The sequence below is a fragment of the Bradyrhizobium ivorense genome, from assembly GCF_900696085.1.
Taxonomy (GTDB): Bacteria; Pseudomonadota; Alphaproteobacteria; order Rhizobiales; family Xanthobacteraceae; genus Bradyrhizobium; species Bradyrhizobium ivorense.
The window spans coordinates 500,660-521,656 of the sequence record NZ_CAADFC020000028.1 but is presented as its reverse complement, the minus strand read 5'-3'; the positions used below and the strand labels follow the sequence as shown (position 1 = coordinate 521,656).

16 protein-coding genes are annotated in these 20,997 nt (G+C 66.2%); 4 read left to right on the top strand and 12 right to left on the bottom strand.

The window, feature by feature from the left end; all coding sequences use genetic code 11:
* Positions 1-3 precede the first annotated feature (3 nt).
* Positions 4-1,206, bottom strand: a complete 1,203-nt coding sequence (locus CI41S_RS33510; RefSeq protein ID WP_139863315.1) for an MFS transporter — start codon at positions 1,204-1,206, stop codon at positions 4-6.
* Between the two features lie 75 nt (positions 1,207-1,281).
* Here CI41S_RS33510 and CI41S_RS33505 point away from each other — a divergent pair, with 75 nt between their 5' ends.
* Positions 1,282-2,493 (top strand): hypothetical protein, encoded by a 1,212-nt coding sequence (locus CI41S_RS33505; RefSeq protein WP_139863314.1) that lies wholly within the window; start codon positions 1,282-1,284, stop codon positions 2,491-2,493.
* 116 nt (positions 2,494-2,609) lie between these two features.
* Here the strand turns inward: CI41S_RS33505 and CI41S_RS33500 are convergent, their stop codons facing one another.
* From CI41S_RS33500 to thiD, 4 genes are all read right to left on the bottom strand, one after another.
* Positions 2,610-3,599, bottom strand: coding sequence for a threonine/serine dehydratase family protein (locus tag CI41S_RS33500; RefSeq protein ID WP_139485176.1), 990 nt, complete (start codon positions 3,597-3,599; stop codon positions 2,610-2,612).
* A gap of 53 nt (positions 3,600-3,652) precedes the next feature.
* Complete coding sequence (locus tag CI41S_RS33495; RefSeq protein WP_139863313.1) at positions 3,653-4,744, bottom strand: glycosyltransferase family 4 protein; 1,092 nt, start codon at positions 4,742-4,744, stop codon at positions 3,653-3,655.
* Positions 4,741-5,553, bottom strand: a complete 813-nt coding sequence (locus CI41S_RS33490) for a UDP-2,3-diacylglucosamine diphosphatase (protein WP_139863312.1) — start codon at positions 5,551-5,553, stop codon at positions 4,741-4,743. The genes CI41S_RS33495 and CI41S_RS33490 overlap by 4 nt, the downstream gene beginning before the upstream one ends.
* Before the next feature lie 402 nt (positions 5,554-5,955).
* Positions 5,956-6,756: a bifunctional hydroxymethylpyrimidine kinase/phosphomethylpyrimidine kinase gene (gene thiD / locus CI41S_RS33485; RefSeq protein WP_139863311.1), complete on the bottom strand. Its 801-nt coding sequence runs from the start codon at positions 6,754-6,756 to the stop codon at positions 5,956-5,958.
* A 186-nt stretch (positions 6,757-6,942) separates the two neighbouring features.
* On the opposite strand from thiD, the gene CI41S_RS33480 reads away from it, so the two are divergent.
* A complete protein-coding gene (locus CI41S_RS33480; protein WP_139863310.1) occupies positions 6,943-7,188 on the top strand; it encodes an Lrp/AsnC ligand binding domain-containing protein in 246 nt (81 codons plus the stop codon).
* A 74-nt stretch (positions 7,189-7,262) separates the two neighbouring features.
* Here CI41S_RS33480 and CI41S_RS33475 read toward each other — a convergent pair whose 3' ends face one another.
* A complete protein-coding gene (locus tag CI41S_RS33475) occupies positions 7,263-8,192 on the bottom strand; it encodes a c-type cytochrome (RefSeq protein ID WP_139863309.1) in 930 nt (309 codons plus the stop codon).
* A 229-nt stretch (positions 8,193-8,421) separates the two neighbouring features.
* Between CI41S_RS33475 and CI41S_RS33470 the strand changes: the two genes are divergently transcribed.
* Positions 8,422-8,844 carry a CHRD domain-containing protein gene (locus tag CI41S_RS33470; RefSeq protein WP_139863308.1) on the top strand — a complete coding sequence of 141 codons (423 nt, stop codon included), beginning with the start codon at positions 8,422-8,424 and terminating at the stop codon, positions 8,842-8,844.
* 126 nt (positions 8,845-8,970) lie between these two features.
* Here CI41S_RS33470 and CI41S_RS33465 read toward each other — a convergent pair whose 3' ends face one another.
* Both CI41S_RS33465 and CI41S_RS33460 read right to left on the bottom strand, forming a co-directional pair.
* A complete protein-coding gene (locus CI41S_RS33465) occupies positions 8,971-9,420 on the bottom strand; it encodes a c-type cytochrome (protein ID WP_139863307.1) in 450 nt (149 codons plus the stop codon).
* A gap of 114 nt (positions 9,421-9,534) precedes the next feature.
* Positions 9,535-11,844: a xanthine dehydrogenase family protein molybdopterin-binding subunit gene (locus CI41S_RS33460; RefSeq protein ID WP_139863306.1), complete on the bottom strand. Its 2,310-nt coding sequence runs from the start codon at positions 11,842-11,844 to the stop codon at positions 9,535-9,537.
* Between the two features lie 497 nt (positions 11,845-12,341).
* Between CI41S_RS33460 and CI41S_RS33455 the strand changes: the two genes are divergently transcribed.
* Entirely contained in the window at positions 12,342-14,783 is a 2,442-nt protein-coding gene (locus tag CI41S_RS33455) for a bifunctional diguanylate cyclase/phosphodiesterase (RefSeq protein WP_139863305.1), read from the top strand.
* Between the two features lie 61 nt (positions 14,784-14,844).
* Here CI41S_RS33455 and murJ read toward each other — a convergent pair whose 3' ends face one another.
* From murJ to CI41S_RS33435, 4 genes are all read right to left on the bottom strand, one after another.
* A complete protein-coding gene (gene murJ / locus CI41S_RS33450) occupies positions 14,845-16,374 on the bottom strand; it encodes a murein biosynthesis integral membrane protein MurJ (RefSeq protein ID WP_139485166.1) in 1,530 nt (509 codons plus the stop codon).
* A 102-nt stretch (positions 16,375-16,476) separates the two neighbouring features.
* Positions 16,477-17,628, bottom strand: a complete 1,152-nt coding sequence (locus CI41S_RS33445) for a DegT/DnrJ/EryC1/StrS family aminotransferase (protein WP_139863304.1) — start codon at positions 17,626-17,628, stop codon at positions 16,477-16,479.
* A 30-nt stretch (positions 17,629-17,658) separates the two neighbouring features.
* Positions 17,659-18,675, bottom strand: a complete 1,017-nt coding sequence (locus CI41S_RS33440; protein WP_139485164.1) for a Gfo/Idh/MocA family protein — start codon at positions 18,673-18,675, stop codon at positions 17,659-17,661.
* A gap of 750 nt (positions 18,676-19,425) precedes the next feature.
* The gene (locus tag CI41S_RS33435) at positions 19,426-20,838 is read right to left on the bottom strand and encodes a mannose-1-phosphate guanylyltransferase/mannose-6-phosphate isomerase (protein ID WP_139485163.1); all 1,413 of its coding nucleotides are present in this window, start codon (positions 20,836-20,838) and stop codon (positions 19,426-19,428) included.
* Positions 20,839-20,997: the final 159 nt, after the last annotated feature.

Genomic DNA, 20,997 nt, shown 5'->3' with positions numbered 1-20,997 from the left:
TTCTTAACGCGAACCGGTACCCGCTTCGCTTGAAAACGCTATGAAGCGGCGCCGCGACAGCCACATCACGAGCCCGCCCGTACCCGCCATCGCCGCCATCATGTAGTACGCCCCGAGCCCGTAGCGCGCATAGACCATGCCGCAGAGTATAGACGTCGTACTGGCGACGATGCCGCCGCAGGCCGTCAGGTAGCCCTGCCCGCGCGCCATGATGTGGCTCGGCACGTGATGCACCATCAGCCCCATGATGCCGACCTGGGTCAGCCCGAACGACAGCGCGTGCGCGAGCTGAACCACGGCGAGGATCGGCAGCGGCGGATCCTGCGCGGTGATCGCCCAGCGCGCCGCAGCGCTGACCGCCGCGATCACCACCAGCGTCTGCGGCCGCAGCGTGAAGTGCGGCGACAGCGCGAACAGCACGATCTCGGCGATGACGCCGAGCACCCACAGGCCCGCAATCGTCAGCCCGCTGAATCCGGCCTGCTGCCAGGCGATCGATGCGAAGATGTAGTAGGCCGAGTGGCTGCTCTGGATCAGCGCCGCCGCGAAGATGATGGCGAGAAACCCGCGATCGCGCAGCAGTTTTCGCGCGCCGGCTGCAGCGGCCGAGGCCGCTGGCGGACGTTCCAGCGGCCGCAGCGTCAGGGCGACCAGCGCGCCGACGACGGTCATGAAGGTGATGATCCAGATCAGATGGACGGCGGCGACATAGCCGAGCAACGCCCCGCTCGCGAGCGCACAGACCGCAAACGCCGCCGACCCCCACAGCCGCAGCGGTCCGTAGTTGAGGCCGTATTGCCGCACGCCGCGCAGCGCATAGGCATCGGTCAGCGGCACCATCGGCGTCCAGACGCAGCAGGTCAGCGCATAAAACACGAGCACCAGAAGCGGCTGGTGCTGGGTGCCGATCAGGCAAAATCCGAACGCGGTGGCAAAGCTCGTGGCGATGATCGCGCCGCGCAGCATCTGGCGCCGCTCGGCGCCGGCGGTGACCAGCGGCAGCACGGTGAAGCGCGTCACCGGCGGCACCGCCGTGATGATGCCGATCCAGGTGGCGTCGATCCCGATCGCCTTCAGCCACACCGTGAAAAACGGCAGGTGAACCCCGGTCATGCCGAACAGCGTGGCATAGAATGCGGCGAGCCGGGCCGCGAATCGCCGCGATGCAAGCTTTGCTGCAATGGGGATTTGTGATTCGGAAGACATCAATTCAATTGCGATTCGCGCGATATCGTGGTGATCGTTAGCGTAACGCGCAGTGATTTGCGCGGAGAGATTGTGATGGCCGAAGAAGCATTCGCCCTGTCGCCGATTTCCGCCCGCGCGGCCCTGCCGAGCGAGGAGGACTATGCCGCGATCAGCGAGGCCTTCATGGAGACCTCGCGCGGCCGCTGGTTCCTCGGCGAGTATGCCAAGCGCAACCGCAATGCCGATACCAGCAAGGTGCTCGACGCAGTGGCGCGGATCGAGGAAAGCCTCAGCGCGCAGCGGCAGGCGACCGTCCAGGCGATTCGCGACGAGCAGCTGGAACAGGTGCTGGCGGCCCTGCGCGGCGCGGTCGAGGCGACCCAGGCCTCGGCCATCGCGGCGCTCGACGGTCTCAGCCTCGAGCAGACGCTTGCGCCGGTGCGCAAGGGCGTGCGGGTGATCCGGGAAATCTCCTGGCGGCTGCGCGAGATCGGCAATGACGGCCGGATCTGCGACATCATCGATTCGCAGGCCAGCGCCATCGAGGCCGGCGCCGCGCAGCTCTCGATGGACGACGCCAAGGCCGTGCTGGACGCTGCCTTCGCCGCGCTGGCGCGCCGGCTCGGCGAGTTCGATTCGAATAAGCCGGCCGCGCCAGTGGCCGAGGCACCGGTCGTGGAACCGCCCGTAGCAGCCGCCGCGTCGGAGCCGGTGGCCGAAAGTGCCGCGCCTGTTGCCGCAGCGACTGCCGAGCCGCCACCCGCTGAGCCGGCTGCCGTAGCGCCGCAAGCCGAGGCCGCCGCACCCGCAACGCAACAGCTGAATGAAGCCGCATTGGCCCAGGCTGAGGCCGCGCTGGAAGAGGCCGAGGCGGCCGAGCTCGCCCGCGCCGCCGACGAAGCGGCCGCGGACGCGCATGACGAGGCCGTGCTCGACATCATCGCCATGGAGATGGGCGCCGCCGATCCGATCGACGAAGAGTTGATCGCCGAGGAGATGCGCGCCGCTGAGGCCGAGGCGATGGCGGCCGAACCTGAGATGGCGGCGCCGGAGCCTGAGCCTGTGCGGGTCACTGAGCCGGTGGTCGCGCCGCCGCCAGTTGCCGCCGCGCGGACCGTGCAAGCGCCGGTGCCTCCGCCGCATCCGCACGCCGTCGTCGAAGCTGCGCCCGAGCCCGCAGAAATCTCGCTCGGCTCGACCATCATCGCGAACGGCCTGGTGAAGCGGCCGAGCCCTGCGGCCAACGATCCGCTGGCGCCGATCCGCCGCATGAGCCAGACCGAGAAGATCGCGTTCTTCTCGTAAACGTCAGCGCTCGTCATTGCCAGGCTCGACCCGGCAATCCATCAAACGTGAAGCGCTTTTCTCATGATGGATGCGCGGGTCGAGCCCGCGCATGACGAGTTGAATATGCGATCGCCTCAGGCCACCAGCCTGGCAAACAGCTCGGCGTCGACATTGCCGCCCGAGAGCACGATGACGACGTTCTTGTCCTTGACGTCGATCCGTCCCGCCAGCAGCGCGGCGAGCCCGATCGCGCCGCCGGGCTCGACCACCAGCTTCAACTCGCGATAGGCGAAGGCTACGGCGGCACCGACCTCCTCGTCGGATGCGGCGACGCCATTGGCCAAGAGCTTGCTGTTGATGGCGAAGGTGAGCTCGCCCGGCATCATCGCCATCAGCGCATCGCAGATGGTCCGCGCCGCGACCGGATGCGCTTCGCGGTGCCCGGCCTTGAGCGACAGCGCGTGATCGTCATAGCCCGCGGGCTCGGCGACGATCACCTGGGACTGCGGGAATTTCGCCTTCACCGCGGTGGCGACACCCGCGATCAAGCCGCCGCCGGAGGCCGGCGCCACCACGATGTCTGGGGTCAGCCCGAGCGCCGCCATGTCCTCGGCGATCTCGCGGCCGGCAGTGCCCTGCCCTGCGATCACGAAGGGATCGTCATAGGGCCGCACCAGGGTCGCGCCGCGCTTGCCGGCGATGCCGTTGGCGATCGCCTCGCGGTCGTCGCGGTCGCGGTCGTAGAGCACGACCTCGGCGCCATAGGATTTGGTGCGCTCGCGTTTTGTCAGCGGCGAGTCCGCAGGCATCACGATGGTCGCCTGCATGTTGAGGATTTTTGCCGCGGCCGCGACGCCCTGGGCATGGTTGCCCGAGGAGAACGCGACCACGCCGCCGCTCCGCTGCGCTTGCGGGATCGAGGCGAGCTTGTTGAAGGCGCCGCGGAACTTGAACGATCCGGTCCGCTGCAGCATCTCGGGTTTCAGGAAGACCTTGGTGCCGACCCGCTCGTTGAGAACGGGGAATGTCAGCAGCGGCGTGCGCACCGCGAACGGCGCGACCACCCTTGCGGCGGCATCGATGTCCGCGGCAGCGACGGGTGGAATTTGGGCGTTGTCCGTCATCCGCAATTTCTATCGCGGCCGACGGCGGCCGGGCAAGACGCTTTAGCGTGAGGCTAGCGCGAGGTCGGCTGGCTGGCCGGCAGGGCCGCGAAATGACGGTTTTCGCCAACAAATTCGGCCGCCCTGTCCTTGTCATCCGGCAACACCGGCCGGACGTTCATGGCGCGGTCGATGAAGACCCGGGCCGAGGCCTGCCAGGTGTGGAGCGCGGCGAAGTCGACACAGGCCTGCCGCGGAATGCTCAGCGCCTCCAGGCAGGCATGGCGCAGATCGTCGTCGAGCACGCCGACCGGCGCGGCGCCGATCACGTCGCGCGGGCCGGTGACCGGAAAAGCGGCAACCGGCAGACCGCTGGCCAGCGCCTCGAGCAGCACCAGACCGAAAGTGTCGGTGCGGCTCGGGAATACGAATACGTCGGCGGCCGCATAAATTTCGGCCAGCTCCTCGCCGTGGCGGGCGCCGAGGAACACGGTCTCACGATATTTCCGCTCCAGCGCTGCGCGCGCCGGGCCGTCGCCGACCACGACCTTGGTGCCGGGCAGATCGAGCTCGAGAAACGCCTCGAGATTTTTCTCGACCGCGACGCGGCCGACGCTGAGATAGACCGGCTGCGGCAGGCAGAGGTCGACATCGCGCGGATGGAACAGCGCGGTATCGACGCCGCGCGACCACAGCACCACGTTGCGGAAGCCGCGCTGGCGCAGCTCGCTGGCCAGCGCCGGCGTCGCCGCCATCACCGCCTGGCTCGGCCTGTGGAACCAGCGCAGCGCGCGCCACACCCAGGCCTCCGGGATCGGCGTCCGCGCCGAAACATATTCGGGAAAGCGGGTGTGAAAGCTTGTCGTGAACGGCAGGCCGCGCTTGCGGCAATAGCGGCGGACCGCGAGCCCGATCGGGCCTTCGGTCGCGATATGGATGCTGTCGGGCTTTGCGGCTTCGATCAGGCTGGTGACCTTGGCCTGGTACGGCAGCGCCAGCCTAAGATCGCGGTAGCTCGGCATCGCAAAGGTGCGGAACGAATCCGGCGTCAGGAAACTCACCTCGACGCCGAGCGATTTCGCCGCCTGCGCCATCATGGTCAGCGTGCGGACAACCCCGTTGACCTGGGGATGCCACGCATCGGTCGCGACCAGGATTTGCGTCATGCAGCGCGTGCCGTGACCCGCGGAACCGGCGCCGCACTGCGCACCGGGTCGGTCCAGGTGATGATCTCGAAGCGGCCGTCTTCGTGCTCGGCGAGCGCGGTGCAGCTCTCCACCCAGTCGCCGCAGTTCATGTAGCGGATGCCGTGCTCGTCATGAATCGTCGCGTAGTGGATGTGGCCGCAGATCACGCCGTCGCAGCCGTGGCGGCGCGCCTCGCCGGCCAGCGTCGCCTCGAACGCGCCGATGTAGTTCACCGCCTTCTTGACCTTCAGCTTGGCCCATTGCGACAGCGACCAGTACGGCACGCCGAACATCTTGCGGAAGAAGTTGACGAAGCGATTCATCTGGATCGCGAAGTCGTAGGCCTTGTCGCCGAGATGGGCGAGCCAGCGCGCGTTCTGTACCACGAGATCGAAGATGTCGCCGTGGATCACGAGATAGCGCTTGCCGTCGGCGCCGGCGTGGACGGTGTTCTCCACCACGTCGATGCCGCCGAAATGCGTGCCGTAATATTTCCGCAGGAACTCGTCGTGGTTGCCTGGGACGTAGATCACCTTGGCACCCTTGCGCGCCTTGCGCAGCATCTTCTGCACGAAATCGTTGTGGGTCTGCGGCCAGTACCAGTTCGACTTCAGCGCCCAGCCGTCGACGATATCACCAACGAGGTAGATCGTGTCGGCATCGTGAGAGCGGAGGAAGTCCAGCAGACGGTCGGCTTGCGAACCGCGGGCTCCGAGATGGACATCGGAGATAAACAAAGTGCGAAAGCGCCGCTCCGGGCTTTCTTCACTCAAGGAGTCACTTCCCATGCCGGTGCACCTAACAGATTCCTGTGACAAGGCGATGACGATCCCCGCGACCCGAGGCCTCACAATCAATTAACGAGAATCAGTTGCACGCCCCTTCCCTGCGGATAACAGCGCCATGCGACAATCTGGCGACACGAGCGGCGCGAGCTGTGCGGAACATGGCGATGTGTTGCCGGTGTATCGCGGTGGAACAAGGTCTGAGCCCCTCGTCATTGCGAGGAGCGGCAGCGACGAAGCAATCCATTGCTCCGCATACGCGGTGACATGGATTGCTTCGCTTCGCTCGCAATGACGGAATGTGCAGCTGCGTAGCCCGGATGCAGCGAAGCGTAATCCGGGGTCTGCATCCGCGGCTGCAGCGGCCCCCGGATTTCGCTGCGCTTCATCCGGGCTACGGTGGCCTCAGTAATATTTGTGGAAATGATGCACGGGCGAGTGGCCGTGGCCGACGGCGAAGCGATCGGCCTCAGTGATCGCCTGCGTGATCCAGGCCTTGGCGTTGCGCACGGCGGTCTCCATGTCCTCGCCCCTGGCGAGGCCGGCCGCGATCGCCGAGGACAGCGAGCAGCCGGTGCCGTGCGTGTTGGATGTCGCGATCCGCGGCGCTGCCAGCGCGATGCTGCGTTCGCCGTCGATCAGATAGTCGACGCTCTCGGCGCCATGGCCATGACCGCCCTTGACCAGCACCGCGCGACATCCCGTCGTCGCCAGCAGACGCTTCGCCTGACGCTCGGCATCGGCCTCGCTCTCGGCGATCGGCTCGTTCAGCAGCGCCGCCGCCTCGGGCAGGTTCGGCGTGATCAGCGATGCCAGCGGAAATAGCCTGGTCTTCAGCGCATCGACGGCCTCGGCCGCGAGCAGCCGGTCGCCCGAGGTCGCAACCATCACCGGGTCCAATACAACGTGCCGCGGCGCCCAGCGCGTCAGCCCGTCGGCGATCGCCGCGATGGTCTCGACCTGCGCCACCATGCCGATCTTGACCGCGCCGACGGCAAGGTCGGAGAACACCGCATCCATCTGCGCGGTGACGAATGCGGCTGGCACCGCATGAATGCCGCTGACGCCCGTGGTGTTCTGCGCGGTCAGCGCGGTGATGACGGAGGCGCCGTAGACGCCGAGCGCGGCAAAGCTCTTCAGGTCGGCCTGGATGCCGGCGCCGCCGGAGGAATCCGAGCCGGCAATGGTGAGCGCGACGGGCGTCATCGGAGGACACAAGGGGTTGATCGGAACGGGACCATGCCCTGTCCTAGCGCGCCGGCCGATTGGCGGCAAGTTCGCGTGGTTTTGCCGCGACTTGGGCGTGACTTGGCCGTGACTTGGGGCCTGAACCGGCCTTGCCACGGCGGCCGGTTTTTGGCCTATTGTCGGCAATTTCCCGGAGACAAAGCGATGGTTCCCTTCTTCGTCCAGATCAAGTGCAAGCTCGGCCAGTCCTACACCGTCGCCAACGCGCTGGCGGAGGCCGAGATCGCATCGGAGATCTATTCCACCGCGGGCAACTACGACCTCCTGGTCAAGTTCTACGTCGACAACAACACCGACATCGGCCACTTCATCAACGAGAAGGTGCAGGTGATCCCGGGCATCCAGGACACGCTCACGATCATCACCTTCAAGGCGTTCGGCGCGCGCTAGCTGCTTCTTCACCTCTCCCTATGGGAGAGATGAAGCACTGCCGTTGCGCGATGACTTCAAGCCCATCATCGCGCCTAGGATTCCTTCTCCTTCTTTTTCGGCCGCGGCGGTCCTTCGACCGGCGGCAGCGACTTGATGTACTCGGCGATCGCCTCGCGATCGGTTGCCGGGAGCTGCGAGGTGTTGCGGATCACGCGCACCATCGCGCCGCCGGCGCTGTCGCCGTCCGGCGTCTGACCGGTCTCGAGGAAGTAGGAAATATCCTTCGCGCTCCAGTCCAACAGCCCCTTCTGGGTGATGTTGGGCACCCATCCCTCGCCCTCCGGATTCGGCCCACCGGCGAAGCGCTGCGCGCTGATGATGCCGCCGAGGAAATTGCGCGGGCTGTGACACTCGGCGCAATGGCCAAAGCTGTTGGCAAGATAGGCGCCGCGATTCCATTGCGCCGAGCGGCCGCTATCGGCCACGAACGGCTTGTCGTCCATGAACAGGAATTTCCAAACGCCGATATTGCGGCGGATGTTGAACGGAAACGGCACGTCGTGGTCGCGCACACGGCCGGCGACCGGGGCAAGGGTCTTCAGATAGGCAAACAAGTCGCGCACGTCGCTGACCCTGGCGTGCGTATAGGAGGTATAGGGAAACGCCGGGAAGAAATGCGTCCCCGCCGGCGAGGTGCCTTTCATCACCGCGGTGACGAAGTCGGCCTCGCTCCAGCGGCCGATGCCGTCGTTCGGATCGGGCGAGATGTTGGGCGCATAGAAGGTGCCGAACGGCGAGCCGATCGCAAGCCCGCCGCCAAGCTTCAAGCGGTCATCCTGCTTCGGCACGGCATGGCAGGAGGAACATCCGCCTGCATTGAACGTTATGAGCCCGTTCGCGAGATCAGGCTGGTAAGCCGGCAGCGCGCTTGCTGCAACGGTCGCCGGGATGGTCACCCACCAGAACACGCCAAAGCCGGCAAGGCAGGCCAGGATGGCCAGAACAACAATTCGTCGCAGCATTCACCGATCCGTCGCTAGAGCGTTTTCCCGCGAAGTGGATACCGGTTCGCGTGAAGAAAACGCGTTAAAACAGGAATCTAGAGTTCGAAGCCTATCAACCCAGTATGGTGGCAAGCGGTCGCCTGCGCTCGCATCAAATTTCGCGCCTTCACGATGATTTTGGGAATAATTCCGCAAAGCCGCTGTTTGAAGACTGAAACCGTCCTGTGACGTCAAAGGGGAGAGAACCATGTCGAACAAGACCTTGCTTGCCACGTTGACGCTCGGCGCCGCGCTGGCGCTGGCCGGTCCCGCCTTCGCCCAGAAGTTCAAGGTGGCGCTGGACAGCAAGTCCGAGGTGCCGCCGAACAGCAGCGCGGCGACCGGCACCGCCGACATCGACTACGACGCCGCCAGCAAGAAGCTGAGCTGGAAGGTGACCTATTCCGGCCTCTCCGGCCCCGCCACCGCGGCGCATTTCCATGGCCCCGCCGAGAGCGGCAAGAATGCCGGCGTCGCGGTTGCGATCCCGAACGCAACGTCCAGCCCGGTCGAAGGCAGCGCGACGCTGACCGACGCGCAGGCCGCCGATCTCCTTGCCGGCAAGTACTATGTCAACATTCACACCGCGGCCAACCCGGGCGGCGAAATCCGCGGCCAAGTCACCAAGTAGCCATTCACGAACACCAACAAGAAACGGCCGACACAAAATGGGCGGACGCCGCGGCATCCGCCCTCTTCAACTCGTCCCGTTCCTTGCGCCTACGCGCCGCTGCCACAGGTATCGCGCCCCACGGAATCACTTCAGCTTGACGCGATACACCTCGTGGCAGTCCGTGCAGCGGTCGTTGATTGACTTGAAGGCAACCTTGAGGCCATCAAGGTCCTTGATCTTGCCCTTGACGTCCGCGATGGCCTTCGACACCGGGGGCACCTTGGAGTCGAAATCGGCCTTGTTCTTCCAGATTTTCGGCGACGATCCATAGGTCGCGTTTTTGACATCTTCCTTGGGATTCGTCGCGAACACCGTCGGAATCTTCGGCACGCTCGCTTCAAGGTCGGCAATCGCAGCATCCACCGCCGCCTGGTCGTAGGGAATATCGCCCTTCACCATCTTGCCGATCACATCGTACATGCTCTTCGCTTGGCCCCGCATCAGGTTATCCTGCTCGACAGCGATCTTCTGATCGGCCATCACGGCACCTGCGCCGAGCAGCAGACCTCCCACGACAGCAACAATCCGTTTCATCAGTGAATTCTCCGTCCTGCAAGCGTTTGGAAGCGACGCCGTGACCCACGCACCGGCGTCACGGCTTCTCGATAGGAACCCGCGTGCGACGTTTTATTCCCGCGCGGATTCGCGTTACAGAGTATGGCGGCGCTCGGCCTCGCGGATCGCGATCCAGACCCGCTCGGGCGTGGCGGGCATGTCGATGTGGTCGATCTTGTACTCGCGATACAGCCCCTCGATGATCGCATTGACCACCGCCGGGCACGAGCCGATCGCGCCGGCCTCGCCCGCGCCCTTCACGCCGAGCGGGTTGGTCGTGCAGGGCACGTTGTGGGTCTCGAACACGAAGGACGGCCCGTCGGAGGCGCGCGGCAGCGCGTAGTCCATGAACGTGCCGGTGACGAGCTGGCCGTCGGCCGGGCTGTACACCGCGCGCTCCATCAGCGCCTGGCCGATGCCCTGCATCGCGCCGCCATGCACCTGGCCCGCCAGCATCAGCGGATTGAGCGTGACGCCGAAATCGTCGACGATCACGTAGTTGACAATCTTGATGATGCCGGTAGCGGGATCGATCTCGACCTCGGCAAGATGGGTGCCGTTCGGATAGGTGCCGTCGGCGCTGGCAAAGGTCGCGCTCGCATTCATCTTGGCGGAATCGCCGCCGGGGCGCTTTGCCAGATCGGCGAAGCTGATCGAGCGGTCGGTGCCGGCAATGCGGATGCGGCCGTCGGCGATTTCGAGGTCGCCGGCGCCGGCCTCCAGCGCCTGCGCCGCCAGCTCCTTCAGCTTATTGCCGAGCTCGTGCGTGGCGCGCTGCACGCTGACGCCGCCCGATGGAATGGACGCCGAGCCGCCGGTGCCGAGACCGGTCGCGATCTTGTCGGTGTCGCCCTGCAGCACATGAACGCGCTCCGGCGGCACGCCGAACTGCTCGGCGACGATCTGCGTATAGGCGGTCTGGTGGCCCTGCCCGCTCGACTGCGTGCCGATCAGGATCGAGATGTCGCCGTTGGGATCGAGCGCCACATTGGCGGTCTCCTCGCCCATGGTGCCGCAGACCTCGACATAGCTCGCCATGCCGATGCCCCGCACCAAGCCTTCCTTCTTCGCGGCCTTGGCGCGTTTCGGAAACTCCTTCCAGTTGGCGATCTCCATCGCGCGCTTCATATGCGCGACGAAGTCGCCGGAGTCGTAGACCTTGCCGGTCGCGGTCGTGTAGGGCAGCGATTTCGGCGGAATGAAATTCTTCCGCCGGATCGCATCCGGCGTCATGCCGAGCTTGCGCGCGGCGGCGTCGACCAGGCGCTCGATCACGTAAGCCGCTTCCGGACGGCCGGCGCCGCGATAGGCGTCGACCGGCACCGTGTTGGTGAAGATGGTGCGGACGCGGCAGTGGAAGGCCTGGATGTCGTAGAGGCCCGGCAGCATGCCGGCGCCGCCATGCGGGATATAGGGCGCGAAGGTCGAGAGATAGGCGCCCATGTCGCCCATCAGGTCGACGTCCATGCCGAGGAATTTGCCGTCCTCGGCCAGCGCCATCTTCGCCGTGGTGACGTTGTCGCGGCCCTGCGCGTCGCCCATGAAATGGTCGGAGCGCTCGGCGGTCCACTTGATGGACTTCTTCAGCTTGCGCGCCGCGACCGAGATCAGCGCATACTCCCGGTACGGAAACAGCTTGGTGCCGAAGCCGCCGCCGACGTCGGGACAGATCACCCGCATCTTCTCCTTCGGCATCTTCAGGACCATGTCGCAGAGGATCTCGCGCAGGCGGTGGCTGCCCTGGCTGCCGATCGTCAGCGTCAGGTGATCGTGCTTGGCGTCGTATTCGGCGACCGCCGCGCGCGTCTCCATGAAGTTGGTGATGACGCGCGGGTTGACGATGGTGATCTCGGCCACCGCATGCGCCTTGGCGAAGGCGGCATCGGCGGCGCCCTTGTCGCCGATCGAGACGTCGAACAGCACGTTGCCGGGCTTGTCCGGCCAAACCTGCGGCGCGCCCTTCTTCACGGCATTGGCAAGGCCCGCCACCGCCGGCAGCGGCGTCCATTTGACGTCGATCGCCTCGATCGCGTCGCGGGCATGATCGACGGTGTCAGCGACCACGAAGGCGATGGCATCGCCGACATGGCGCACCTCGTCCTTGGCGAGGATCGGATAAGGCGGCGCGGTGAACGGATCGGTCTCGAGGTTGAACAGGCACGGCAGACCGCCGAGCTCGGCGACATCTTCAGCGGTCAGGATCAGCGCCACCCCCGGCATGGCGCGGGCCTTGCCGGTGTCGATGGTGTAGGTCGCGTGCGCATGCGGCGAGCGCAGCACCAGCGCGTGCAGCGCGGGAGACGGAGCAACGTCGTCGGTATAGCGGCCCTTGCCGCGAATCAGAGCGTCATCCTCCTTGCGCCGCACGCTTTGTCCGACGCCGAATTTGATGGGGGCTGCCATAGTGTCTCCGGTTGCAGTCTTCTTGTTCCAACATATTGGCGTGGTTGTCGGCGAAGCGCAAACGGCTTTCTCGGGGCATTTCGGCACTTGCGAAGCCCGCCGCAATCACTAAAGCGGGATCGGACGGAGCGGCCCTGGCTGGACGGTCTGCCGGTAAAATTTGATCGCCCGCGCCGCGCGCCGAACTCGCCGCGCAGCGTGCCTGCGATCGACTTGCAGACGATGCCGGGATGCATGGGCCGGCGCTGGTTGTCGGTCGCAGGATTCACGAAAACTATACCAAGTCTGCGGACGAACCCCAGATTGTTGTCGCCTTCGCTCCAAGGTAAGGTTGTCGCGCTATAGACTGGCGGTGAGCTGCGTGATTGTGCGTTGGCGATTTGGTTTGGGGACCGATGACCGCTGGCAAAGTGTCGCAAGGACAGGCCCCCATGGGGCTAGCGCGTCGCCGGTGGCATGAGGAACGCTCGCTACGCTGTGCCATCAGGCTGGCCCGGATGGGCTACTGGGAGTCGCAGGGCGCCGCTGCGAGCGACCTCTGGATATCTCCCGAGCTTGCCGCCTACTACGAATTCGAAACGGTCGACGGCTTCATCCCCATCGCCACGGTGCGCGAGCGCTATTTGCCGGAAAGCCGCAAGCTGCTGGAGGCGCATTACGCGGCCTGCTGGGCGGAGGGAAAGCCCTTCGCGGTACAGACGCGGCTGCGCCGCTCCGATGGTCGCGTGCTCGACTGCGTCGAGCATGGCGAGCCGGAATTCGACGCGAACGGTCAGGTCCGGCGCGTGTCCGGCATCGTCCGCGACGTCACCGAGGAGACCTCGGCGCTGCGGCGCCTCGCGGAGAGCGAGCAACGGCTGGCCGATTTCGTCAGCACCGCCTCGGACTGGTGCTGGGAGAGCGACGCCGCGCATCGGCTATTGCCCTATCCCAAGTCGCTCGCCGGCAATGCCGCGTTCCAGACCGTTGCCGCCGGCGGAAAGGCGCGCTGGGAATTGGCGTATGCGCCCGAGGACGCCGAGGCGATGGCGCGGCACCGGGCCGACATGGAGGCGCATCGCTCGTTCCGCGACTTCATCTATACGCTGATCGGCCAGGACGGCTCGCGCATCAGCATCTGCACCAGCGGCAAGCCGATCTTCGCCGACGATGGCAGCTTTCTCGGCTATCGCGGCACCTCCAGCGACATCACCCAGCTCAGGGCGGCGAAGGCGCTGCTCGACCAGCGCACGCGGGCGCTGGAGGAAGCCCATCAGCTCGGCAAGATCGGCACCTGGAGCTACCGGCTGGACATCGGCCGCACGGTGTGGGCGCCCGAGCTGTTCCAGCTGCTCGGTTTCGACCCCAACGCGTTCGAGCCGACCTACAAGAACATCAAGCCCTATTTCCTGGGCGACGACGCCGACCGCCTCGGAGAGGTGCAGAAACGGGTGCTGCGCACCCGCAGGACCGAGGCCACCGATCTGCGCATCCTGCACGCGGACGGCACGGCCCGCGATCTCGCGGTGATCTGCAAGGCGGAGGTCGCCCATGACAAGGTCATCGGCATCATCGGCACCGTGCAGGACGTCACCGAGCGCAAGGAGGCCGAGCGCCAGCTCGAGCAGCTCGCCTACAGCGATCCCCTGACCGGCCTTGCCAATCGCGCGCTGTTCAAGCGTCAGCTCGCAGCCCTGATCGAAGGCTGCGCCCGCGATGGAAGGAGCAGCGCACTGCTACTTATCGATCTCGATCGCTTCAAGGAGGTCAACGATTCCCTCGGCCATGCCGCCGGCGACGAATTGCTGATCCGCGTCGCGGCTGCGCTGCGCCAGGAGCTCGGACCGCGCGCCTTCATCGCCCGGCTCGGCGGCGACGAATTCGCCGTGCTGGCGGAGGGATCCGGCATGTCCGACGCCGCGCTGACCGAGCTTGCCGATCGGCTGATCGCGAGGCTGTCCGGTCCCGTCGATCTCACCGAGGGCGAGGCCTTCGTCGGCGCCACCATCGGCATCGCCCGCCTGCCGGAGCATGGCGCGACGGCGGAGACCGCCGTGCGCAACGCCGACCTCGCGCTCTACATGGCCAAGGAGGCCGGGCGCGGCCGGGCGCAGCTGTTCGAGCCGGTCTATGCCCAGGCGGTCGATCAACGGCTCGATCTCGCCCGGCATCTGCGCCATGCGGTGGAGACCGGCGCGCTCGAGGCGCATTACCAGCCGCAGGTCGACCTCAAGAGCGGCCGCGTCGCCGGCTTCGAGGCGCTGCTGCGCTGGACCCATCCCGAGCGCGGGCCGATCTCGCCGGCGGAGTTCATCCCGATCGCCGAAAGCTCCGGGCTCATCGTCGATCTCGGCCTGTGGGTGCTGCGCGAGGCCTGCCGGCAGGGCCGCGCCTGGCTCGATGCCGGATTGCCGCGGCGCTCGGTGTCGGTGAACGTCTCGCCGGCGCAGATCTGGAGCGTGGATTTCGAGGCGGCGGTCTCGGCCGTGCTGGCGGAGACCGGCTTCCCGCCGGAGCTGCTCTGCCTGGAGCTGACCGAAAGCCTGTTCGTCGATCATACCGAGCAGCGGATCAATCGCACCCTGACCGCCCTCTCCGCTCTCGGCGCCCGGCTGGCGCTGGACGATTTTGGCTCGGGCTATTCGTCGCTCGGCTATCTGACGCGCCTGCCGTTCGACCGGCTGAAGGTGGACCGCGCCTTCGTGGATGGCATCTCCACCGCGCCGGAGAAGCGCAAGCTGCTCGGCGGCATCATCGCGCTGTCGCATGGGCTCGGCATGACTGTCGTGGCGGAGGGCGCCGAGCTGCCGGCCGAAGTCGACGTGCTCGGCGGGCTCGACTGCGACCTGGTGCAGGGTTTCGTGTTTTCCCAGCCCATCGCCGCCGACGAAGCGCCGCTGGTGGCCGCCCGCATCGAGCGCGAGGCGAGCCGGATTGAGCCAAAACGGAACCGGCTCTAGGCACGCGCACAAATACCGAAAAACAACCCCATGCAAAGTAGGATTTGGGGTAATATTTTACCTATACGCGGCGGAGCGCGAAAATCCAGCCGCGGCCGAACAGCGTGAGGATCGAGAAGGCGTAGACGAAGATGCCGACCGCGATCAGCAGCAGCAGGATCAGTTCGTCGCGGAAGATCTGCATCGGTGCGAACCAGACCCAGGCGAAATGCGAGGTCAGCCACAGCGCGACCGCGACCAGGATGCCGCAGACCGCAAAAGTGCCGAACGAGCGCAGCAGCGCGCGATCGAGCACGAGGAAACCGCGGCGCACCGCAAAGAACAGCACCAGCAGCAGATTGACCCAGGCGCCGACTGCGGTCGCCAGCGCGAGGCCGACCTGGGCCAGCGAGGAGACCAGCGCGATCTTCAGCGCGACGTTGACGGCAACGCCGGTGAGCGCCGCCTTCACCGGGGTCGCGGTGTCCTTGCGGGCGTAGAAGGTCGCGACCGCGCTGCGGATCATCACGAAGGGGATCAGCCCCACCGCGTAGGCCGCAAGCGTGGCGCCGGCGGTCGCGGCATCGGCCTTGGAGAAGGCGCCGCGCGCGAACATCGCGCGCATGATCGGATCGGCGACGGTGAGGAACGCCGCCACGAACGGCACCGAGAACAGCAGCGTGAAATCGAAGGCGCGGCGCTGCGCCGCCATGGCGCCGGCGTGATCGTCGGCGGAGAGCCGCCGCGACATCTCCGGCAGCAGCACGGTGCCGATCGCAATCCCGATCACGCCGATCGGGAGCTGGTTGAGGCGGTCGGCGTAATACAGCGCCGACAGCGCGCCGGCGGGCAGGAAGGTCGCGATGATGGTGTCGGCGAACAGCGCGACCTGGGTGCCCATCGAGCCGAGCGTCGCCGGCCCCAGCGCGCGGAAGAAGCCGCGGACGTCCTCGTCGAGCTTGAGCGGCGCGAAGCGCGGCAGCCCGCCATGGCGCGACAGGTCGCCGGCGAGCAGGAAGAACTGCAGGAAGCCGGAGATCAGCACGCCCCAGGCCGCGGCGTGGCCCGCGCTCGGGAAGAACGCGGCCAGCGCCAGCGTCATCATCATCGCGAGGTTAAGGAAGATCGGCGCCGCCGCGGCGCTGGCGAAGCGGTGCATGACGTTGAGCATGCCGCCATAGAGCGTTACCAGCGTGATCAGCAGTAGATAGGGAAAGGTGATCCGCGTCAGCTCGATCGCGAGCTTGCGCTGCGCGACATCCTCAGTGAAGCCGGGCGCGAGGATGCTCATCGCCTGCGGCATGAACGCCATCGCGGCGACCAGCAGGATCACCTGCGAGGCGAACAGCAGCGTGAAGATGCGGTCGGCGAACAGCCGCGCCGACGCCTCGCCGCGCTCGCCATGAACGTGGGCATAGGCCGGGACGAACGCCGCATTGAAAGCGCCCTCGGCAAAGATCGCGCGAAAATGGTTGGGCAGCCGCAGCGCCACGAAGAACGCGTCGGCGACCGGCCCGGCACCGAGGATCGCCGCGAGCATGATGTCGCGCGCGAATCCGGTGACCCGCGAGAGGAGCGTGTAGCCGCCGACGGTGAAGATGCGCCCTAACATGCGCTGCTTCTAGCGCATGATCCCGTTACGTCAAAATGACGGATCAGGCCGCTAACAGTTCAGGCATGATCCAATCCGAAAACCGGACCCCACTTTTCGGGATCATGCCTGAAGCGCGCCGCGCACGGCCTGGATGACGCGGTCCTGGGTCGCCTCGTCGAGATAGGCGTGCACCGGCAGGCTGATGACGTCCTCCGACAGGCTCTCGCTGACCGGCAAGCCGCCATCGGCGACCGGGAAGTTGCGGTACGCCGTCTGCTGATGCATCGACTTGGCGTAGTAGATCGCAGTCGGCACCCCCTGCGCCTTCAGCGCCGCCGCGAAGGCGTCGCGGTCGGTACCCTTGGGCAGGCGGATGGTGTAGCAGGCCCAGATCGAGCTGCAGCCTGCGGCGAGCCGCGGCACGGTCACGACGTTGCCGAGCCCGCGCGCATAGCGCTCCGCCACCACATTGCGTGCCGCGATCTCGTCGTCAAAGATCTTCAGCTTCTCGATCAGCACCGCGGCCTGCATGGTGTCGAGCCGGCCGGTGAGACCGAGGCGGACATTGTCGTATTTGTCGGAGCCCTGGCCGTGCACGCGGATGCTGCGCAGCGTGCTCGCGAGTTCGTCGTCATCGGTGAAGATCGCGCCGCCGTCGCCGAAGCAGCCGAGCGGCTTGGCCGGGAAGAAGCTGGTCGCGGTCGCGAGCCCGAAGGTGCCGAGCTTGCGGCCCTTGTAGCTGGCGCCAAATCCCTGCGCGGCATCGTCGAGAATGAACAGGCCTTCGGCCTTGGCAACCGCCGCCACCGCATCGTGATCGGCGCTCTGGCCGAACAGGTCGACCGGAATGACACCGACCGGCTTCAGGCCGCGCGCTCGCGCGGTCGCAATGCCGCGCTTCAGCGAAGCCGCGTCGATGTTGAAGGTCGCCTCGTCGACGTCGACGAAAACCGGCGTCGCGCCGGTCAGCGCCACCGCTTCGCCGGTCGCGCAAAAGGTGAAGGACGGGCACAGCACGGCATCGCCCGGGCCGACGTTCTTCGCCATCAGCACCATCAGCAGCGCATCGGTGCCGCTCGCGCAGGTCACGACGTGCTTTGCGCCGCTGTAATCGGCCAGCGCTTTCTCCAGCACGGTGACCTCCGGGCCGTTGATGAACTGGCAATGCTCGAGCACGCGAGCGACCGCATCATCGATCGGCTTGCCGATCCGCCGGCGCTGCGCGGCGAGATCGATGAAGGGAATGGGTTCAGGACGCATATGCTGGTTCATGAGGCTCTTCGCGCGTGAAGTGAGATGACGTCAGCCGACAACGCGGCGCGGTCCCTTGCGTGCCGTCGAGGCGGCGGGCCGGGCGGGCGATTCCAGGCAGCGGATCGCGATCTCGAGGCTCGCCACGCCCTCGTCGCCGGACACTGCCGGCAGCTTGCCGGTGCGCACGGCATCGAGGAAGGCGATCAGTTCGGCGCGCAGCGGCTCGTCGTGACCGACCGGCAGATGGCGCATCGAATAGCTGCCGTCCGGCTTGAAGCCGAAGCATTCGGTGACCTGGCGGGTCAAGAGATCGCCCATGACATATTTGCCGCGCGTCGCCACCGTCACGCTGCGCGCTTTGAACGGCGTCAGCCAGTTGGTGTTGATGTGGGCGAGCACGCCGGAGGCGGTGCGGAACTGGAGCAGTGCGATGTCCTCGCGCTCGGCGACCGCGCTCGACAGCTGCGGCTGCACCTCGACGATGTCTGATTCGGTGAACCAGCGGATCAGGTCGATGTCGTGCACGGCGAGGTCGATCACGACGCCGACATTGGACATTCGCGGCGGGAACGGGCCGACGCGGGTGATGCCGATCGACAGGATGTCCTCGCCCGAGATCGCCTGCTTGATCGCGGCGACCGCCGGATTGAAGCGCTCGACATGGCCGACCATCAGCGTCACGCCGGCGCGCTGCGCCGCCTCGACGATCTCGCGGCCCTCCTCGACGGTCGAGGCGACCGGCTTCTCGACCAGGATGTGGATGTTGCGCGCGATGCAGGTGAGCGCGATCTCGTGATGCAGATGGGTGGGAGCTGCGATCGTCACCGCATCGACGCCCTCGCCGAGCAGCTCGTCGAGGCTCTCGAAGGCGCGGCAGCCGACCAACTCGGTGGCGCGCGTGCGGTGTTCCGGCAGCGGGTCGACGATGCCGACCAGCACCACACCGGGCAGTCCGGCCAGCACGCGGGCATGGTTGCTGCCCATCACGCCGGCCCCGATCACGCCGACGCGCAACGCGCGCTGGATGTCGGCCTTCGCGCCCGATGCGGACACTTTTGCGTTCATTTCATTGACCCCAAGTGACGTATTCAGTGACGTTTTTCAGTGACGTTTTTGAAGCGACGTTTTTGAAGTTTTGGCGGTTGTCCCGGCTGCTCAGGAAGCCCACCCCCGGCCTTCCCTCGGGGAATCAGCGCGAACGCTACCCCCGTTTGCGCTGTGGCGCGAACCACGACCCGCTTCGTTGGCAGCCGCTATAGCACGGCGCCACAAATGTGGCGAATGCCAAGGACGATATCCGGACACGTTTTGATTCAAAGAGTTACATCGTCCGATGACTCATTTTTGAGCATGGGCACCCAGCCCGGCGGAGGTTCATCGCGAAAGATTGCGCCAGCATGACGTCCACTCGTCATCATGAGGAGCGCCCGCAAAGCAAATGCACGCGGGCCGCGTCTGGACCGATCCTCACAGGATGACGGGTCTAGCAGCGTACTCCTCATTACCGTCACCCTGAGGTGGCCGCTTCTTCAGCGGCCCTCGAAGGGTCGACGGCCCGGCTGGTGGCCGATTCATCCTTCGAGGCTCGCCGAAGAGGCTCGCACCTCCAGCGACAAAGGCGAAGCCTTTGCGCGGGGATGACGGGTTTTCAGCCTGCTCGGTGTCATCACCCGCGCATGCGGGTGATCCAGTATTCCAGAGACGCTGGTGATAGAACCGAGGGGCCGCGGCGTACTGGATCGCCCGGTCCATGTGCGCAATTGCGCACAGGCCGGGCGATGACAGCGGTGGGTGAGGACAAAGCTTCACAATCTCTCAGGTGCGCTGGTAGTCATCCTCGATGCGGATGATGTCGTCCTCGCCAAAGTAGCTGCCGGTCTGCACCTCGATCAGTTCGAGCTGGATCTTGCCCGGGTTCTCCAGCCGGTGCACCGCGCCGATCGGGATGTAGATCGACTCGTTCTCGTGCACGGTCTTGATCAGCTCGTTGACGGTGACCTGCGCGGTGCCGCGCACCACGATCCAGTGCTCGGAGCGGTGGTGATGCTTCTGCAATGACAGCCGCCCGCCCGGCTTGACGACGATCCGCTTGACCTGGTGGCGGTCGCCATTGTCGACCGACTGGTAGGAGCCCCAGGGACGATGCACCTTGATGTGGCTCTCGGTCACCTCGGGCGCCGTCACCTTCAGTTTGGCGACCAGCCGCTTCAGTCCGTTGGCGTCCTGCTGCCGCGACACCAGCACCGCGTCCTGGGTCGCGATCACGACGAGATCGTCGACGCCTTCGAGCGCGACCAGCGCGCGGTCGGTGGTGACGTTGCAGTTGCGGGAATCCTCGAACACCGCCATGCCGCGCGAGGCGTTGCCCTGGCTGTCCTTCTCGGAGAGCTCCCAGACTTGGCGCCACGAGCCGATGTCGGACCAGCCGCAGGCCACCGGCACCACTGCCGCACGCGCAGTCTTCTCCATCACCGCATAGTCGATCGAGATCGCCTTCGCCGCGGCAAAGGACGGCGTATCGAGCTTGACGAAGCCGAGATCGCGCTCGGCGTTGGCAACCGAGGTCTCGACGGTGGCGACGCTGTCGGCATCGACATTGCGGTATTCATCGAGCAGCACCGCGGCGCGGAACATGAAGTTGCCGCTGTTCCAGAGATAGCCTGAAGCGATATAGCCGGCCGCGGTTGCCGCATCCGGCTTCTCGACGAACTTGGCCACCGCCCTCACCTCGCCGGCGACGGTCTCGCCCGGGTTGATGTAGCCGTATTCGGTGGCGGGCCGTTCCGGCCTGACGCCGAAGGTGACGATGCGGCCGCGCTCCGCCGCGGCCAATCCCTCGCGGCAGGCGGCGACGAAGGCCGGCGTATCGCGCACCAGATGATCGGCGGCGAGCGCCAGCACGATCGCATCGGCATCCCGCGTTTGCGCGAAGGCGGCGCCGGCGGCGATCGCCGGACCGGAGTCGCGGCGCATCGGCTCCAAGAGCACGTCGGCCTCGCGGCCGATCTCGGCAAGCTGTTCCAGCACCATGAAGCGATAGGCCTCGTTGGTGATCACGATGGGACGGTCGAACAGGGTGGCGTCGGAGACCCGCAGCAGCGTCTCCTGGAAGGTCGAGCGCGCCCCGAACAGCGACAGGAACTGCTTCGGATGCACCTCGCGCGAGGCCGGCCACAGCCGCGTGCCCGCGCCGCCGCACATGATCAAGGGGATAATTCGTCCGTCCATCGATGCCTCACGTCCTGTCGTATCAGCGGCTGGCACATCAAAATTGCGCGAAGGCCGTCGCGATCGTTGCTCGGGAAGCCGTTCCCCAAGCAGTATCACGCCAAGCCGCGTGTCCGGGCCCGGATTATTCCGGTATTGTAACCCCCCGGTTTATGACAG

Coding starts and splice junctions, on each gene's coding strand:
- CI41S_RS33510 (WP_139863315.1), bottom strand. CDS start 1,206: ATGTCTTCCGAATCACAAATCCCCATTGCAGCAAAGCTTGCATCGCGG.
- CI41S_RS33505 (WP_139863314.1), top strand. CDS start 1,282: ATGGCCGAAGAAGCATTCGCCCTGTCGCCGATTTCCGCCCGCGCGGCC.
- CI41S_RS33500 (WP_139485176.1), bottom strand. CDS start 3,599: ATGACGGACAACGCCCAAATTCCACCCGTCGCTGCCGCGGACATCGAT.
- CI41S_RS33495 (WP_139863313.1), bottom strand. CDS start 4,744: ATGACGCAAATCCTGGTCGCGACCGATGCGTGGCATCCCCAGGTCAAC.
- CI41S_RS33490 (WP_139863312.1), bottom strand. CDS start 5,553: ATGGGAAGTGACTCCTTGAGTGAAGAAAGCCCGGAGCGGCGCTTTCGC.
- thiD (WP_139863311.1), bottom strand. CDS start 6,756: ATGACGCCCGTCGCGCTCACCATTGCCGGCTCGGATTCCTCCGGCGGC.
- CI41S_RS33480 (WP_139863310.1), top strand. CDS start 6,943: ATGGTTCCCTTCTTCGTCCAGATCAAGTGCAAGCTCGGCCAGTCCTAC.
- CI41S_RS33475 (WP_139863309.1), bottom strand. CDS start 8,192: ATGCTGCGACGAATTGTTGTTCTGGCCATCCTGGCCTGCCTTGCCGGC.
- CI41S_RS33470 (WP_139863308.1), top strand. CDS start 8,422: ATGTCGAACAAGACCTTGCTTGCCACGTTGACGCTCGGCGCCGCGCTG.
- CI41S_RS33465 (WP_139863307.1), bottom strand. CDS start 9,420: ATGAAACGGATTGTTGCTGTCGTGGGAGGTCTGCTGCTCGGCGCAGGT.
- CI41S_RS33460 (WP_139863306.1), bottom strand. CDS start 11,844: ATGGCAGCCCCCATCAAATTCGGCGTCGGACAAAGCGTGCGGCGCAAG.
- CI41S_RS33455 (WP_139863305.1), top strand. CDS start 12,342: ATGGGCTACTGGGAGTCGCAGGGCGCCGCTGCGAGCGACCTCTGGATA.
- murJ (WP_139485166.1), bottom strand. CDS start 16,374: ATGTTAGGGCGCATCTTCACCGTCGGCGGCTACACGCTCCTCTCGCGG.
- CI41S_RS33445 (WP_139863304.1), bottom strand. CDS start 17,628: ATGAACCAGCATATGCGTCCTGAACCCATTCCCTTCATCGATCTCGCC.
- CI41S_RS33440 (WP_139485164.1), bottom strand. CDS start 18,675: ATGAACGCAAAAGTGTCCGCATCGGGCGCGAAGGCCGACATCCAGCGC.
- CI41S_RS33435 (WP_139485163.1), bottom strand. CDS start 20,838: ATGGACGGACGAATTATCCCCTTGATCATGTGCGGCGGCGCGGGCACG.